The organism is Sutcliffiella deserti (assembly GCF_020037475.1).
Classification (GTDB): Bacteria; Bacillota; Bacilli; order Bacillales; family Bacillaceae_I; genus Sutcliffiella_A; species Sutcliffiella_A deserti.
Map to the genome: position 1 here is coordinate 22,640 of NZ_JAIQDB010000011.1, position 17,303 is coordinate 39,942.

Below are 17,303 nucleotides of genomic sequence, written 5' to 3' on the forward strand. Positions count from 1 at the left end.
GAATAAGTTGTCCCCTCTACCAATCGTTGCTGGCGTTCATTTTTTGTTGAAATTTAAAACTAATCTTAGTTTTGTGTAGATAGGGCAGTAACAATCCTATATGAAGAGCTTTTTAGAAAGTATGTTTGATTTTTTGTTTGTCGGTATGTCGTTCTTTTGCATATTGTACAAGTTTCTCGATTAATTCTGGATAGGATACCCCTGTGTGCTTCCATAAAAGCGGAAACATACTGTATGGGGTAAAACCAGGCATGGTATTGACTTCATTGATGTATATCTTTCCTTCTTTTGTTAAGAAAAAATCTGCACGTACCAAACCTGAACTATCAATTGCCTTAAATGCTGTTATTGCCATCTCTTTTACTTGTTCATCTATATTTGCCTCTATTTCGGCAGGTATCATCATAGCCGTATCGCCGTCTTCGTATTTCGCTTTATAGTCATAGAACTCTTTCTTAGGAGCAATTTCACCAAGTACGGAGCATTCTGGATGATCATTGCCTAGTACACCTACTTCAATTTCCCTTGCACCTTCAAGCCCTTGCTCTACAATGATTTTACGATCAAATTCGAAAGCTTCACGGAACGCATTCCCTAGCTCTTCACGATTCTTCGCCTTGCTGATCCCTACACTTGATCCTAGATTAGCTGGCTTCACAAAACAAGGGAAACCGAGTTCAGTTTCCACCTTATCGTAAGCAGCTTCTGTACTTTTCTCCCATTCAGAACGCAGAAAATGCACATAACCTACTTGTGGAAGGCCTGCTTGTGCGAAAAGGTTTTTCATAATCACCTTATCCATGCCTGCTGATGATGCCAACACACCATTTCCTACATACGGAAGATTTAAGAGCTCCAGCATCCCTTGCACGGTGCCATCTTCTCCATTCGGCCCATGTAAAAGAGGAAATACGACAGTCTCCTGTTGTCCTGCATCTTCTACAGAAGGTAAAGCAAATGGGGCAGTAGTAGTTCCACCGTCTTCTAATTTTAATTGCTGCACATTTTCCGCAGGCCCTTCAAGCATGGTACCACTTCTCCAAGCACCTTCTTCAGTTATGTATATCGGATAAACATCAAATTTCCCCATATCAAGTGCATTAGATACTGCTAATGCAGTTTGCAATGAGACTTGATGTTCCGCTGATTTTCCACCATATAATAAATGTAATTTTGTTTTCATGTTGCTCCCCCTTACAAGAGTCATTCAATATATTTACTAGTTGTTTTGTATTTCATATAGGCTATATTATAGCACTTCCTTATCATAATTCGATAGCAGAACTCCTTTATACGTACGTTAGATTACAAATTCTTTTCTTAAATATATGAATATCATTCCACTAGCATGTTAAAGACAAACCTATTTTGAAAGAGAAGATTCGACAAAAAACTTCCCTGGGAAATAAATTTGGTAGATTTCGTCGATATTTCACCTATAAAAAAAGAGAGCTATGAATCGCTCCCTACCACGTGATTTTTGTTGCAGTAATCTTTTTGGGTGAAACTGCATAAAGATGATCATTTATTTGAACTACCCGCTGAATCATATTCTCCCAATCCTCATAGGGTGTATTTTCTTTTTGATGGGTCATGGAAGTATGCAATGTAAAGCCCTTCTCTGGATCAATTCCATATACAAGGGCGCCTTCAAACTCAAAGCGGTAATCGTGCTTATCTTTTTCCTGATAGACGGTAATTGGAAACGCAAAGATATCTTTCTCTTTATTAAACAGGAGTGCCTTATGATCATAATTTAGCGGTGAATGGGTAGCTTGCCCCCCAATAATTTCCGTATGCTTTTCAAGCGGATTAGCAGGATCACTGACATCAAATAAAGATATTTTCACCCCATTGGTTACAACCCTTGTTCCAAACTGATCTTTTTCTATCTTGGTGTCCTGACCAAACCCAATCAAATAGTTCTCATCATATGGATGTAAATAGCTACTGAACCCTGGTATTTTTAGTTCTCCTAACACCTTAGGATCTTCGGGATTGCTTAGATCAAAGACAAAGAGCGGATCAACTTCCTTAAAAGTAACCACATAGGCCTTTTCTTGCATAAAGCGAACAGAATAGATTCTTTCTCCTCGTGCGAGATCTTCCACACTGCCAATTAAATTTAATTGTTCATCCATTATAAATAGGTTATTTCGAGAAGGCGAGGTTTCATCCCACGCGTGCCCATCTGTAGCAGCGACACGGAAATAACCGTTATATTCATCCATCGAAAACTGGTTTAGCAGATAACCAGGAATCGATCCTGTGCTGTTATATTCTACCTGCAGTCCATCCACTGAGAACTTATAAAGATCCGTAGTTTGATTGAAAGGCGCATTTCGACCACCGCTTTGGGAATAGGTCGGAACTGCCACGTAGAGATTCTCTTTGGACATGTAGATTTGCTGTCCACTGCCAAGGTAGGTCAAAATCGTTGCCTCTTCTTCGGGACTCTTTAGATCAAAGGATGCAATAGTCATGAAATTTTCTTCGGATGAGTCAGGAAAATAACGGATATCCGAGTAATCCATACGCTTCATATCCTCTATTGAAGCGATTTCCTCCTCCGCATCCCCAAATGTCTCTGCCATTCGAGGGCGAACATCCACTTCCGGATTCTCCTGCAGCATCCAAAAGTTAGGATAATGGTTGGAAATAATATAAACATGCCCCTCTATTTTTCGGCTCGAAATATAATTACCCTCTAAGGTAAGAGTTTTTACAATGGTGGGATCACTACGGTCGGAAATATTGTAAACCATCACTCTCGTTGACTCATTCATTGGCAATATCCTGTCGCTTTCTTCCTCTTTATAATGAGAACCATAAGAATGATCCCAATAATGACCTATCAATACGAGTTGGTCTCCATCAACGAACATCTGAAAAGGGGAAAAATCCTGGTAGCGAATTTCAGATACAGTTTCCATCTCATCCGATGGAACAGCCTTTGTAATCTTCAACTTTTGGTCAACTGCTTGAAATATATATTCACCATCAGTTTTCACAATATCTGCTTCGTCGACACCTTGAACCTGAACATTGGTCTCGGAAAAACTCGAGCTATCACCGTTGCTTGCATTTTCAGCTGCCGCGAAGCTTCCTGAATCGCTGTCGTCCGAAGATGTAGACTCATCCGAGCTGAAGAACCCTCTCCCCCCCATTTCCTTCTCTTCTCTCTCAAGTCGAGACTTGAATACACTGTTCAGCTCTTTTTTTGAACCAAACGTTGGGAGTTCATCTTTAGTCAAAAAGGAAATAGTTTCACCTTCCTTTAGAAGTTCTCCATCTACCGATTCAATATTAGAAGCGATATGGAGATCAAATGGTCCTTCCTCGGAAATGTACCCGTTCTTTGGAGGAACAACCGTGACGGTTCCCACGGCAAAGGCTAAGGAAACATCTACTCTTTTTCCATCCTTATTTGTTACATAAATAGTTTCTTCCGTAACACTCTCCTCTTTAAATTCTCTTGAAAAGGAAAGTATCCATTTTTTATTGGCTAGTACCGTGGCAGTTTTCGAGGTATCAACCGTGCTGTTCACGATAAAAGGATCTTGTTTCAAATAGATGATTCCACATACTGTTGCTAAGCTTGCTATTAATAGAAAAAAGATAATTGCTCGCTGCTTCATACTCCGCCTCCTTTAAACCGTTAGACGAGGATATTTGTAAAAAGTTGCAATGTTTTATGGAATATTATTCTTTTTTATAGGAGAGGGAGGGGACAACCTGAAACGGAAAGAACACGACCAACTATTTCGCGGTAGCCAATCATGTGAGACTCTTTTCGGTAGTAGGGTTAGTAAGGGTTAGTAAATAAAACGGTAATTTCGCTTTTCACAGACCTATACAAGTGAAATAATGATACCTTTTCACTTAAATACCGAAAATGAGGGCAGCATTAAGTGGTTATGAAACTAATTTTAATGGGTTAATACAATCTGTGTTATGGCATTTGTGGGAATTCGCACGGAAACTCATTTTTATGTAACACTTCGGGTGATTTGCGCACGGAAGCTCTATTTTGTGCACCACTTCTCGAGATTTGCGCACGCAAGTCATGATTTGCGCACGAAAGACTCTCAGCGTTTATCAGAAATCCCCAAGTACCCTCTATGAATTTAATCCCTGGCTAGTCACGTTACCAAGTAAAGTGGTCCAGCCTATGGATTGGAGTGGCAGAAGCTAGAATACTGCGGGCTGCCGCACACCTACGAAATGCGCACCTAAAACAGGCAACAGAGAGTTAAACCAGCCCCCCCTTAGATATCCCCTTGAAAATCCACAAAAAAAAGCTGCGTTTTCTTCGCAGCCTCAGCTTTGAAAACGCAACTCTTCCTACCTATCCTATAAAACAGCTTTCACTTCTTCCTGCAATTCTACTTTTCCGTAGCGATTGATAAATTTCCAGAATTGCTCGCGTTTTTTCCCGTTCGCAGAATAGGTATCAATTAAGTAATCTACTGATTTATACAGAGCGTCTTCTGTAAGTTCTCCAGCGAATAGCTCGGCTGTTCTTGCATCGAGCCCCTTTGCTCTTCCACCTACATAGAGATCATAGCGCTCATTATGCCGCTTGATCACTCCGATATCATTCACCAAGGGTTCTCCACATGCCGTTGGACAACCGGTGTATGCAGGACGTAAGGTGAAGGGGACAGGCTTTCCTGCAATTCGGCGATTAAGCTCCTTGGCTATTGGCATTCCTTCTTCTATTTCCCCTTTACAAAAGTTGCAGGTGCGCAAGCTTTTCACAAAATTCCCTACAGGGTAGTGCACTAATCCTACCTGTTCGAACGCGTTCTTAGCTTCTTCCAGTTTGCTTTCTGGAATGTTCACGTAGAGTTGCTGAAAAGTGGTGAGTTCCATTTCTTCCTCATCATTCATATATTGCGCAAGGGTAAGTAGTTGTTTGCTATTGAGCTTTGAGCCAAATGCGATACCACCGTTGACAGCTAGTTTTACCGTTTTCTCCGTAGTCATCCTCTTCCCCCTTTACTCTGTTATCTCTATTACATATGGAAAGGCGTAAACTGTTCCATCCAGCTTAAATTCTGCCCATAATTTGTACAGTCCAGGATTTGAAAAATGCGCTTCAAACACTGGTTCCTTTTTACTTGAGGGGTGAACGTGAATAAATTGTTCTAGCTTTTCATCCACTACCACGACGTGTCCTAAGGCTCCTAAATAGTTTTCTGGTGTGCCTCCTTCAATGTTAAAAGAAAGGACAACACTATCTTTCACAGAAAAACTTTCAGCATTTAGTGTTACTTCGTATCCATCCAATGTTTTGGTAAAGTTCGAATCTTTTTCTAAATGTACATGTTCATCACCGTGTTCGGCATGCTCTCCTACCATCAAAGAATGAGCTTGAATTTGATATTCTAGATTGCTTGGTTTGATATCAACAAACGCCTGATACATTCCGTCTCCAAGGTCGGTTTTCACCACATATTTACCCGGTTCTGCTTTTTCAGGGTGAAGGTGTCGATAGCTTTCAAAATCTTCACTTATGACAATAAGGTGCATTAGCCTTTCATGATTGATTTCCAACTCATCCATCGGATTACCCTGCTGGTCCTCTAATGTTATGGTAATCTCCTCGTTTTCCAATTCTACATTGGTTATAACTTCACTTTCCGATTCATGCGCATGGTCACCATGATCGTCATGTTCATCGTCCGAGCCATGTTCGGCATGCTCCTCGCTGGATCCATGTTCGGCATGTTCCTCGCCAGAGCCATCTTCTTCTTCTTCTGCTTGAGGCTCATGTTCCGCATGATTATCGGATGCCCGGTTGCCTTCTGTGAAATAGGAATATGCAGTATATCCTCCCACAACGACTAGCAAATAAATTAGAGCGCTAAATACCCATTTTTTCATTCTATGTCACCTGCTTAATAATTATTGTCTTCCCTAACTTTGTTTCTTTTGCGTGAAATGTTCGAACCCATAACATACGACATGAATTTTATAATTTAACTTTTTGTAATCGTAAGGCGTTTAGGACGACGGATACCGAACTGAATGCCATTGCTGCTCCTGCTACCCATGGCGCAAGAAATCCTAGCGCAGCAATCGGTATTCCGACGGTATTGTAGGCAAATGCCCAAAAAAGATTTTGCTTAATATTTTTTATTGTCTTTTTACTCATCATGATGGCATCCGCAATGCTGTTAAGGTCGCCACGCATCAGAGTGATATCAGCCGCTTCCATCGCTACATCTGTTCCAGTACCAATTGCCATCCCGATATCTGCTGTGACCAAAGCAGGTGCGTCATTTATTCCATCGCCAACCATGGCAACCTTTTTACCTTCCTCTTGAAGCTTGCTTATTTCTTTTGCTTTTTGTTCAGGAAGAACTTCCGCAATGACACGATCTACCCCCGCTAAGTCAGCAATCGCTTCGGCAGTTCGCTGGTTATCCCCTGTCATCATTACTACTTCAAGTCCCATATCTTTTAAGCGTTGAATAGCTTTGGCAGAAGTATCCTTAATTGTATCTGCTACGGCGATAATCCCTTTGTACTCTCCATCAATTGCAATCATCATAGCAGTCTTCCCGGCAGATTCGAGGCTTTGCATCGTCACTTCCGCTTGACCTAAATCAATTTGATGCTTTTTCATTAGCCTGCGCGTACCTATTATTACCTTTTTCTCGTGTACGACTGCTTCAATTCCATAACCCGGGATTGCTTCAAAGCTTGTGGGATCTAGTAGCTCTAATCCTCTTTCTTTTATCCCATCAACAATGGCTTGGGCAAGTGGATGTTCGGAAGGTTTTTCCGCAATTCCTACTAAAAGCAGCACATCCTGTTCTTCCGCTTCATCTAGCAGTAACACATCTGTAAGTACAGGTTTTCCGTTGGTGACAGTACCTGTTTTATCAAGCACGACAGTTGTTATCCGGTGAGTCTGCTCTAAATGCTCACCGCCCTTGAATAGAATTCCAAGCTCAGCAGAACGACCGGATCCTGCCATAATAGAGGTAGGAGTTGCAAGGCCTAGTGCACATGGACAAGCGATAACCAGGACAGCGATAAGGTTCACTAATGCTCCTGCAAAATTCCCTGGATCCACAAGGAAATACCAAACAAGAAAGGTCAGGATGGCGATTGCCACCACAATCGGGACAAAGATTCCTGATATTTTATCGGCAAGACGTTGAATTGGTGCTTTGGAGCCCTGAGCCTGCTCTACTACTTTTATAATTTGTGCCAGAGCGGTTTCACGACCGACCTTGGTAGCCTTCATTTTTAAAAAACCGTTTTTATTGATGGTGGAACCATAGACGGCGTCTCCAGTTTCTTTATCAATTGGGAGACTTTCCCCTGTTAGCATCGATTCGTCCACAGCTGATTGTCCTTCGATAATCTCTCCATCCACAGGGATCTTCTCGCCAGGTTTAACGGCAAGCACGTCACCAACGACAACATTTTCCAGCAGAACATCTATTTCTTCACCGTCACGTATTACTCGCGCAGTTTTCGCCTGTAAGCCCATCAGCTTTTTAATTGCTTCAGAGGAACGCCCTTTTGCTTTTACCTCAAAAAGTTTTCCTAAGATAATTAGTGTAATGATTACTGCACTTGTTTCAAAATACAGCTCAACCATATGCGCACCGGAACCGATTGCTTCAATGGAAAGATAGAGGCTGTAAATATAAGCTGCACTTGTACCGAGTGCTACAAGGACATCCATGTTGGCACTTTTATTTTTCAATGCTTTATAGGCACCTTTATAAAATTGCCATCCTATAAAAAATTGGACTGGAGTGGCCAGTGCCATCTGAACCCATGGATTCATCAGCATATCCGGTAAATAGATGAACGATGTAAAGGTAAAATGACTAACCATCGCCCATAATAAAGGAAGAGTCAGGATAAGGGAAAAGAGGAACTTGCCCTGTTGTTTTTCCAGCTCCTTTTGACGGAAGTTTTCAGCGTTCTCGTTTTTTTCGACTTTGACTGTTGCTCCATATCCCGCTTTTTCTATCCGGGCGATTATATCAGTTGGGGTAACCTTGGAAGGATTGTATTTCACCGTTCCCGTCTCCAAGGTCAAATTTACCGTTGCCTCGTCAATTCCATCCAATTTATTAAGTACACGCTCTACCCTGCTTGAGCAGGCTGCACATGTCATTCCTGTAATGAGAAACTCTGCCTTTTCTTTTACCACATCATATCCAAGGTCTTGAATTTTTTTCTCTATATCTTGTTGCGAGATCTCATCGGGGTTATAAGATACCGATGCGTTCTCTAGCGCAAGGTTCACATTTGCTTCACTTATGCCCTGAAGCTTGTTTAAGCCACGCTCTATTCTCGTCGAACAAGCCGCACAAGTCATTCCAACAATTTGGAGCTGTGTTTCTTTTGACTTTTGACTCATATTATTGACCTCCTTTATACCTACAGGGGGTATATTTTATTTGTAAGAAAACGCGCTTGAACAAGCACGTTAAGATGTATTAGATAAATATCGCATATTAAGAACAGATTATACTACTTCGTAACCTTCTTCATCAATCTTTTCTTTGATTTGATCGACAGTAACATTTTCACTTTTGTATTCTACCGCTACTGTTCCCGCTTCAAGATTTACTTTCACAGAGTTCACACCTTCAAGTTCTCCAACGCTGCCTTCTACCGCTTTTACACAATGTCCACAAGACATCCCTGTCACACTTAACACTACTTGTTCCATCTCCGACCACTCCTCTAGGTATGTTTTATTTCATTAATCTTTTTACTGTTACTAACAGCTCTTCAATAACTTCTGTATCTCCGTCTTGTATTCTTTCCACCACACAGGATTTCATGTGTCCTTCAAGAAGTAACTTTCCAACGCTATTTAACGCAGATTGTATTGCTGCTATTTGAGTCAGGACATCATCGCAATAGGTATCCTCTTCGATTAACCGTTTGACTCCACGAACCTGGCCCTCTACACGGTTTAAGCGAGAAATGAGCCCTTTTTTAATTACTTCAGAATGATGGCTTTTGCGCTCGTTAGGATCTGTATGGCAGCATGCATCACCGACTACTAGCTGTACTGGTTCTTGCATTTGTTTCGGAAGGTTTTCCATCTTGTTGACCTCCTCTCTTTTATAAAGTAACATACCCCTATATGGTATGTAAACCTTTTGATTTGAAATTCATAAAAAGGCTACACTTTCTGCGGGCCGGTGCTGGGGAGTCCTTGGCTAGGCATATAGGGTTCATGTTTAATACCGCTGTTGATCTCCACGAAAGGCTTCGCGTCCGCGAGGCGCTCGGGAAGCCTCCTCGGCTTACGCCTGCAGGGTCTTCCCTAAGCGCTACCTCCCGCTGGAGTCTACGCCTTTTTACTCCAAACACAGCTTGAGAGGAACTATTATCAATACTTACCTTTAACCAAAGCCTTTATTTAAAATAATTCTTGCGAGGGATGTAAGCATGTTGAAAAATTTTGTATTGGAGTGGCTTATCGCTTCTGGTCCATTCGCCATTTTCCTTAGTATTATCTTCAATACTTTCATAAGCATTCTAGGTTTTATTCCTAGCTTTTTTATTACGGGTGCTAATATTATCTTTTTCGGTTTTTGGCTTGGGACGCTTGTATCATTTTTAGGAGAATCGATTGGGGCAATTGTCAGCTTCTTTCTTTATCGAAAGGGGATTAAGTCCTTCTCTCCGAACATTCTCAACCGGTACAAGTGGTTACAGCGGCTTCAACAGACAAAAGGGAGAGAAGCTTTTCTCCTTGTTCTCGCCCTTCGTCTGTTTCCTTTCGCGCCATCTGGTCTTGTTACACTAGCAGGAGCCACGAGCAAAATCAGCTGGATTCACTTCGCCCTGGCCAGCACCCTTGGAAAGGTCCCTGCTCTCCTAATCGAATCCTACTCCGTCTACCAAGTTCTCGAGTGGAACCTCACAGGAAAAATCATCCTCACCCTCTTCTCGCTAACCTTGATCGTAATGGTATTTGTTAGAAAAAGGTAAAAGGGGCCTGGCCCCTTTTACCTTTTTCTTCCTTATCACTAAGACTGCTTTATTCAACCAATCCCGTTTCAACGTGTTCAAGCAGAAAGGTGGAACGTTCTTTTCCATAGAAACTAAGATGGTGCAATGGTCTTGTCATCGCTACATAGAGTAGTTTCACATCAATTTCCGACTCGGTGAACACTTCATCCAACGCACAGATTAGAACCGCATCGAACTCTAGCCCCTTCGCAAGCTGGGCATGCACAATCACAACATCTTCTTGATTAATTTCCTGGTTTTCCTCTAATAGCTGCGCTTGCAAGTTTGTATGCTTCGAAAAAAGTTTTTCTAACTTCCTGCACTCGTTTTCTGTTTTCCCTATAACAGCGATGGTTTTCCGGCCTTGATTATATAGGGAAAGAATATCTCGCTCTATCTTTTTTACTGATTCCTTATCGCTATTGCCCCATTCGTAAAAGGCCGGTTTTTCTCCATGCCTCACCACCGGCTGCACTCTTGGAAGTTCAAACGGAAGCAATGCCAGGATGTCATTTGCCGCTAGCATAATCTCAATTGTTGTTCGATAGCTTTTCTGTAAAGTGGTATAGGCAGCTCTCGGGAATATCTCTTCTTTCACTTTATTCCAATCTTGAATCCCCCGATAGGAATGAATGCCTTGGGCTAAGTCCCCTACAATCGTAAACATGTCCGTCTCTAAAGCACTCTTAAGTGCAGCTAACTGAAAATAGCTATAATCTTGGGCTTCGTCTATTACTACATTCCGCGCCCGCAGATCCTTATCCACTCCAAATAAATGATGCTGCAGGTAAAGAAGGGCGCCAAGATCCTCTACCTCATAATTTTTCTGTTTATGTAAATTCTTCTGGGCGTTAACAAAATAACTAATCTGATAGTCATCTAAATATTCACGGGCATATTTTGTAAAAAGCGCCCTGTCCGTCACTAGCTGCTCATAATAGTAGAAAAGGGTATGCTTAGGTATCTTTCGGATGAAGGCATTTACAGCAGTACGTGACTCCTTCATAATCTCTTGCGTTAGCTCTTCCTTCTTATCCATTGCCTTAGTTACATAGCTTTTTCTTTTATCAGGATCCAAATTGTAATTAAAAAGCGCTTTATCTAGCTTACTATCATAAAATCTTGCTACTTTTTCTATTAACACTTTCTTCTCGGTTCTCACATAATTTTGCAAAACTTCCTTTACCTTTTCAATTCGCCGATAATACGGGAGGTAGGTATATTCCTGCTTAATAAGCTGTTCCATTCTTTTTGCATCATACAACTTAAATCGAGACGTTAAATAAAAGTCCTCTTTAGGCAGTAGTGTTTCTAAAACATCTCGTAAATAGTTGTCCATAATCTCTTTGTACTCTAGCGACCCCTTAAAGCTCGCAAGCCACTGAACCATTTCCGGATCTTCGTATTCCCTATTAATGAAACCCATCAATTTTTCAGAAGGTGGGCGTAATTTAATTCTCTTTTTAATGCAGCTCTTTACGAAATCAATAAAAGTTGTCTGCAATATTCGATCCACACCAAGCTCAGGCAAAACCTCTGAGATATAATCAATAAACAGATTATTTGGCGCTAATATCATCAGCTGCTCTGCACGGAAATGTTCCTGGTAGGTATAGATAAAATAAGAAATACGATGCAAGGCGATCGTCGTTTTTCCACTTCCTGCAGCTCCTTGTACAATAATCGGCTTATTCAAATCCGCACGAATGATGCGATTCTGCTCTTCTTGGATGGTGGAAACAATATCTGTTAACCGATTGCTTGAACTTCCTGAAAGAGACTCCTGAAGAAGTTCATCCGTTGTTGTTAAATCAACGTCTCTTATTTCCTTTAAGGTTCCATCCTCCATAATATATTGACGCTTTAAAGAAAGATTACCTTCATAGACTTCGCCTTCCGCTTCATACGAAACCTCCCCTAACCTTCCATCATAATAGAGGTTGGCAATAGGAGAGCGCCAGTCCACGATAATAGGATCCTGGGTTTCTCTATCAAACAAGGACGCCTTTCCGAAATAAAACTTTTCTTCTTCATGGTGATCTTTTCTTTTATAATCCACTCTAGCAAAATAAGGTTTATGGTAGATTTTCTTAAGGTTGCGTAATTCTTCTGTTGTTCGCTGCAGAAGATTTGCGTTCGTTAACATATTCATATAACTAAAGCTGCTATCCTTGAAGTCCATTCCATCCAAAGCTTCCTTAAAGCTTGATCGGAATGACTCTTCATCCATTTCTGAGGCCTTGATAACAATATCCATGTATTTTTTTGTAAAAGTCAGCCGCTCTACTTCCTGATCAAAATCAGGATGCTTCTTCGTTTCTCCCAATCTCTTCACTCCCTTGCATGTTTTGGGGACGCAAAAAACCATGAACTAGAGAAAGCTAAATTCATGGTACAAACCTTGGGTTACATGTTTTCAAAGTACGCAACGCTCTTTATGTTCTTTTAAAACCGGAAAGATAATTATAAACGCTTACAATTAAATTTGCAATTTTCTTTCTTATAGAGAAACTATCAATAGTTGAATTATTGATTTAGAGGGTTCAATAGACCGCTGTTACTCTACACGAAAGGCTTCGCGTCCGCGGGGCGCTTGGGAAGCCTCCTCGGCTTACGCCTGCGGGGTCTTCCCTAAACGCTACCTCCCGCAGGAGTCTCCGCCTTTCGTTCCGATCCACAGCTGGGTAGGGCCGAATATTAAGTGGGGTTCTTTATATTTTTTAAATTGGTGGTACCTATACTCAGGGTAGTTCCTAATGTAAAGCCTGCACTCTATGGAGAATGGAGATCCGTCACCTATATCTAAAGTGCTTCCCCCTGCGGATTGGAGTGGCAGGTGCTCGACTCCTGCGGGCGATAGCGGTAGACGGGAGACCCCACAGGCGCAGCCGAGGAGGCTCCCGCACCGCCCCGCGGAAAGCGAGCACCTGGAACGAAAAGGAGCAGGGAGTTCAACCAGTATGCTTTTTCTCAGAGTAGCATGCAGTGCCATTTCAACATGAAAAATGTAGATTCGTCACCTATATCTAAAGCGCCACCCCCTGCGGATTGGAGTAGCAGGTGCTCGACCCCTGCGGGCGATAGCGGTAGACGGGAGACCCCACAAGCGCAGCCGAGGAGGCTCCCGCACCGCCCCGCGGAAAGCGAACACCTAGAACGGAAAGGAGCAGACAGTTTAAGAAGTAACCTGCCTTTTTTCAGTGAAGTATTTCGTCACCTTTTTTCGACAAACTATTTCTCCTTTCATTCCAAAAAGTGTATAATCATATTGGAATATTTAGAAATATAATTCGATTCAAAGAACTATAGGGGGCATCACGCTTGGTTAACTACGAAAAAAAACATCTTTTTATCATGAGTGCAATAGGAGTATTAATATTAGCACCGATCTTTATCTTCACTGGACCTTTTATTTTTCAGGGGATTTTGTTTGATAGTGTAAATGTATGGCTGCTCCAGACACCAGCTCAAGCCTATTGGTTGTTTGCTGCTTCCGCCACCGTCCTAGCGTTATTTTTGTTTATTGCCTATTTTTTCACACGTTTTGCTATTTGGATTACTGTGTTTGGGGTTATCCTATCTGGGGTTCTATTTACGATGGGTACTTTTACTTTTAAATCTTTGAGCACTGAGCAGATTGCTTGGAGTGATCCTTTTTCCTTCGAAAGCCATAAGTATTCTTGGGAGGAAGTAGAAGAAGTCATCGTTGTTTCTCCACCTACAGAAGAAGAAAAACATACAATGGAATTTTATTTTAAAGATGGAAACGAAGTAACCTTTGTAAGGGATCGTAAGTTCCAAGCAGAATTTTCTAATTTTAATACTGCCCGGAGACAGTACAACTTCTCCTATAAAGCAAGCGAATAGACGTATATTTCACCCTTAGCATATGTACAAAAAGGCCCTCTCAATTTGAGAAGGCCTTTTGTATTTTCACTATCCGTTTACAACTGTACCGCCATTTACGTGAATCATTTGTCCTGAAACATAGGAAGAATCATTTGATGCCAAGTAAACATAGGCTGGTGCCAGTTCTGCCGGTTGACCAGGACGGCCCATTGGCGAATCGGTACCGAACTCTTCCACACTTTCCTCAGGGAAGGAGCTAGGAATTAGCGGTGTCCAGATTGGACCAGGTGCTACTCCATTTATGCGAATTCCACTGCCTGCCATATTCACTGATAGGGAACGGGTTAACGCTACAATCGCTCCTTTTGTAGCAGCATAATCCATCAATACCGGTTGCCCCTTATATGCGACAATTGAAGCAGTATTAATGATTGAGCTGCCTTCTTTCAGGTATGGCATGGCCGCTTGAATAAAATAAAAGTAAGAGAAGATATTGGTCTGGAATGTGCGGTGAAGCTGTTCCTCTGAGATGTTCTCAATTTTTTCCTGATAGTGCTGTTCTGCTGCATTATTAACGAGAATATGTAGCTCCCCGAATTCTTCCACGGTTTGTTTCACTACATCTGTACAAAAGCTCTTTTCCCCAACATCACCTGGGTAAAGCAAGCATTTTGCTCCATACTTTTCTACTAATCTCTTAGTCTCCTTTGCATCTTCATGCTCATCTAGATATACTATACTAACGTTTGCCCCTTCTTTCGCAAAAGAAATGGCAACGGCTCGTCCAATACCACTGTCTCCCCCTGTGATGATGGCATTTTTTCCTTCTAGTTTGCCGCTTCCTTTGTATGAAGGGTCTTCAAATATTGGTTCTGGGTTCATCTTGTTCTCGATTCCTGGTTGCTTCTCTTGCTCCTGGGCTGGTTGTCCCTCTGTTTGTCTTTGCGTAATTTTATCATCTGACATACCCGAAATCACTCCTTTAAATTTTATGTTTCCCCTTAGTTGATAGATAGGAAGAAGCAGCCACCTTAAGGATTGGCTGCTTCATTAAAAAAAGGGAAGTTACTAGTCGTTTGCCTATTCTAGTTGTTGTTGGAGTTGGAACTGTTCGAATTGTTATTTGAGCTATTGGAATTCGAATTGTTCCCTGAGTTGTTTGAGCTGTTGGAATTCGAACCGTTGCTCGAGTTTCTTCCACCTTTTGCCCCAATTTCCTCAAAATGATCGCTTCCATACTTATCTTTAACCGCTTCTCCGCCTCTTCTTCCTGCTTCTTCACGGCTCATTGTTCCATTGTTGTTACTGCTGTTGTTGCTGTTGTTATTGCTACTATTATTGTTGTTTGCCATGATAACCACTCCTCTTTTAGAATGTTTTAGTTCCTATAAGGTTTTAGTTCCAGCCATCAACTTCTCGTTCTGCTTCTTCTTTTGATTTTCCATATCGCTCTTGAATTTTACCAACTAGCTTGTCACGATCTCCTTCTACTTCTTGAAGATCATCGTCTGTGAGATTTCCCCATTTCTGTTTAGCGTCGCCTTTCATTTGGTTCCACTTACCTTTCATGGACGTTTGATTCATGCAAAATCACCTCCCACAATCTATTGTGACTTTCACTATGGCTTGTCACTAATTATTCAATTCCACCTCCACCAGATTTGAAACTTCTTTTATAGAAAAAGGGACTATTATAATAGATTTGTAATCTCCTGTAATTTTATTGTATTTTAAAATTCCATTATCTTTTTTAAAATTTTTGTTTAGTATTTCCCAGCGTGGGGAATAACCTTTGGTGTAGACGTTGAAAATATTATTATGATGCGAAGGAGGAAATTATTATGTTATGGACCATATTTGCAGTACTTATTGTTCTTTGGTTATTAGGTTTCCTAATGGAAATCGGAGGAGGACTTATTCATATCCTGCTAGTTCTTGCTCTTATTGCTATCGTGTTTAACTTTGTTAAAGGAAGAGGACGAGCCTAACCTTTCAAAAAGAAAAATTGAAAGCATAACCAATAGAAAATGATGAATGGAGGGAACCCGCTATGTTATGGACAATATTCGCCGTACTTCTAATATTATGGTTACTTGGATTTTCATTTGATATCGCAGGGAACCTAATTCATATCATCCTGGTATTGGCACTGATTGCTTTAGTCTTCAACTTATTTGCCGGTCGTCGAAGGTAGACGGCCATCACTAATAAAAAGCTAGCAAGCTTCAGATAATCTGATGCTTGCTAGCTTTTTTTGGTAACATATGCGGTCGAAGTAGATAAGGTTTGTTCCCCTTATTTAGTTAACACATTCGTAAGTACAGGCACAACCTGCTTTTTACGGGAAACCACACCCTTTAATAGGGCAGTGTTATTTTCAAGTGATACATTATATGCTTTTTCTACTGCTGCAGCTTCTTTGCCAAGTGCTAGTGCAACGGAATCGTTCGTTAAAATGTCTGTTACAACAAATACGAACAGGTCTAAGCTTTTTATGTCAATAACATTGGAAATCGCAGACTCAAGATCATCTTGCAGCTTAAGTACCTCTGCTGTATCCACTGTATTAACCTGGGCAATTTCCACTTTGTATTCACCCATTTGGAATTCTTTCGCATCTAAACTTATTAACTGCTCCACTGATTTGTCGCTTAAATCCGCACCAGCCTTCAGCATGTCCAGACCATAGCTTTGTGCATCCACACCAGCGATTTCAGCCAGTTCTTTTGCCGCTTGTACATCCTGCTCGGTGCATGTAGGGGACTTGAATAATAAAGAATCGGAAATAATAGCGGATAACATTAAACCAGCAACAGGCTTGGCAATCTCTACTCCGTTTTCCTTGTATAATTTATTCAAGATCGTTGCCGTGCAACCCACTGGCTCTGCACGATAGTACAAAGGATCACTTGTTTCAAAGTTGGCGATACGGTGGTGGTCAATTACTTCAAGCACACGAACCTGATCAATGTCACCTATGCTTTGCTGACGTTCGTTGTGGTCCACAAGAATTACTTCTTTCACTTCATTCGCTGCTGTCTCTACTAGACGAGGCACTTCTGCATTGAAATGTTTCAGAGCGTATTCTGTTTCTCCATTCAATTCTCCTAAACGAACCGGCTCTGCATCCATTCCTAATTGCTTTTTCAATTCTGCATACGCGATGGCCGAACAGATGGAATCCGTGTCCGGGTTTTTATGTCCTAAAACCAATACTTTTGACATTTGTATTCTCCTTGTATCGTTAATCATTTTTCATAAGCTACCGACACTTTCACTAGATAGCTTTTCCACTTTAAATTTTACCTTAAATGTCTCCTGTTTTCAAAATACTATCTTTGGATTAGAAAGGAATTTCCTGCTATCATTAAGAGCATCTTCATTGCACACAGTTCTTCCATAAAATATAGTCTATTATTATTGCTACTATTTTTTTAAAATGACGA

16 protein-coding genes are annotated in these 17,303 nt (G+C 41.2%); 4 read left to right on the forward strand and 12 right to left on the reverse strand.

Translation table 11 applies throughout. From position 1 onward, the window contains the following. Positions 1 to 112: 112 nt before the first annotated feature. The 7 genes from K9B36_RS14795 to K9B36_RS14825 form a co-directional block, all read right to left on the reverse strand. Positions 113 to 1,183, reverse strand: a complete 1,071-nt coding sequence (locus K9B36_RS14795; protein WP_223703084.1) for a D-alanine--D-alanine ligase — start codon at positions 1,181 to 1,183, stop codon at positions 113 to 115. Between the two features lie 283 nt (positions 1,184 to 1,466). Further along, positions 1,467 to 3,638, reverse strand: a complete 2,172-nt coding sequence (locus K9B36_RS14800; protein ID WP_223703086.1) for a beta-propeller domain-containing protein — start codon at positions 3,636 to 3,638, stop codon at positions 1,467 to 1,469. Between the two features lie 715 nt (positions 3,639 to 4,353). Beyond that, entirely contained in the window at positions 4,354 to 4,989 is a 636-nt protein-coding gene (locus tag K9B36_RS14805) for an NAD(P)/FAD-dependent oxidoreductase (protein ID WP_223703088.1), read from the reverse strand. Positions 4,990 to 5,001: 12 nt separating this feature from the next. Beyond that, positions 5,002 to 5,889 carry a hypothetical protein gene (locus K9B36_RS14810; protein ID WP_223703090.1) on the reverse strand — a complete coding sequence of 296 codons (888 nt, stop codon included), beginning with the start codon at positions 5,887 to 5,889 and terminating at the stop codon, positions 5,002 to 5,004. An 88-nt stretch (positions 5,890 to 5,977) separates the two neighbouring features. Further along, positions 5,978 to 8,395: a heavy metal translocating P-type ATPase gene (locus K9B36_RS14815; RefSeq protein ID WP_223703092.1), complete on the reverse strand. Its 2,418-nt coding sequence runs from the start codon at positions 8,393 to 8,395 to the stop codon at positions 5,978 to 5,980. A gap of 108 nt (positions 8,396 to 8,503) precedes the next feature. Beyond that, entirely contained in the window at positions 8,504 to 8,710 is a 207-nt protein-coding gene (gene copZ, locus K9B36_RS14820) for a copper chaperone CopZ (protein ID WP_223703093.1), read from the reverse strand. 25 nt (positions 8,711 to 8,735) lie between these two features. Further along, positions 8,736 to 9,092 (reverse strand): metal-sensitive transcriptional regulator, encoded by a 357-nt coding sequence (locus tag K9B36_RS14825; protein ID WP_223703094.1) that lies wholly within the window; start codon positions 9,090 to 9,092, stop codon positions 8,736 to 8,738. 349 nt (positions 9,093 to 9,441) lie between these two features. On the opposite strand from K9B36_RS14825, the gene K9B36_RS14830 reads away from it, so the two are divergent. Further along, positions 9,442 to 9,987, forward strand: a complete 546-nt coding sequence (locus K9B36_RS14830) for a TVP38/TMEM64 family protein (RefSeq protein ID WP_223703095.1) — start codon at positions 9,442 to 9,444, stop codon at positions 9,985 to 9,987. Between the two features lie 49 nt (positions 9,988 to 10,036). Here K9B36_RS14830 and helD read toward each other — a convergent pair whose 3' ends face one another. Continuing rightward, positions 10,037 to 12,343 (reverse strand): RNA polymerase recycling motor HelD, encoded by a 2,307-nt coding sequence (helD, locus tag K9B36_RS14835; protein ID WP_451923552.1) that lies wholly within the window; start codon positions 12,341 to 12,343, stop codon positions 10,037 to 10,039. A 986-nt stretch (positions 12,344 to 13,329) separates the two neighbouring features. Here helD and K9B36_RS14840 point away from each other — a divergent pair. Further along, complete coding sequence (locus tag K9B36_RS14840) at positions 13,330 to 13,875, forward strand: hypothetical protein (RefSeq protein ID WP_223703097.1); 546 nt, start codon at positions 13,330 to 13,332, stop codon at positions 13,873 to 13,875. 69 nt (positions 13,876 to 13,944) lie between these two features. Here K9B36_RS14840 and K9B36_RS14845 read toward each other — a convergent pair whose 3' ends face one another. The 3 genes from K9B36_RS14845 to K9B36_RS14855 form a co-directional block, all read right to left on the reverse strand. Next, positions 13,945 to 14,823 carry an SDR family oxidoreductase gene (locus K9B36_RS14845; protein ID WP_223703099.1) on the reverse strand — a complete coding sequence of 293 codons (879 nt, stop codon included), beginning with the start codon at positions 14,821 to 14,823 and terminating at the stop codon, positions 13,945 to 13,947. Positions 14,824 to 14,942: 119 nt separating this feature from the next. Continuing rightward, on the reverse strand, positions 14,943 to 15,209 hold the full coding sequence (locus K9B36_RS14850) for a hypothetical protein (RefSeq protein ID WP_223703101.1): 267 nt from the start codon (positions 15,207 to 15,209) through the stop codon (positions 14,943 to 14,945). Positions 15,210 to 15,252: 43 nt separating this feature from the next. Beyond that, complete coding sequence (locus K9B36_RS14855) at positions 15,253 to 15,441, reverse strand: CsbD family protein (protein ID WP_223703103.1); 189 nt, start codon at positions 15,439 to 15,441, stop codon at positions 15,253 to 15,255. Between the two features lie 257 nt (positions 15,442 to 15,698). Between K9B36_RS14855 and K9B36_RS14860 the strand changes: the two genes are divergently transcribed. Further along, entirely contained in the window at positions 15,699 to 15,845 is a 147-nt protein-coding gene (locus K9B36_RS14860) for a lmo0937 family membrane protein (protein WP_223703105.1), read from the forward strand. 62 nt (positions 15,846 to 15,907) lie between these two features. Further along, positions 15,908 to 16,051 carry a lmo0937 family membrane protein gene (locus tag K9B36_RS14865; RefSeq protein WP_223703108.1) on the forward strand — a complete coding sequence of 48 codons (144 nt, stop codon included), beginning with the start codon at positions 15,908 to 15,910 and terminating at the stop codon, positions 16,049 to 16,051. Positions 16,052 to 16,152: 101 nt separating this feature from the next. On the opposite strand, the gene K9B36_RS14870 is transcribed toward K9B36_RS14865, so the two are convergent. Then, positions 16,153 to 17,082 carry a manganese-dependent inorganic pyrophosphatase gene (locus K9B36_RS14870; protein WP_223703110.1) on the reverse strand — a complete coding sequence of 310 codons (930 nt, stop codon included), beginning with the start codon at positions 17,080 to 17,082 and terminating at the stop codon, positions 16,153 to 16,155. Between the last annotated feature and the right edge of the window lie 221 nt (positions 17,083 to 17,303).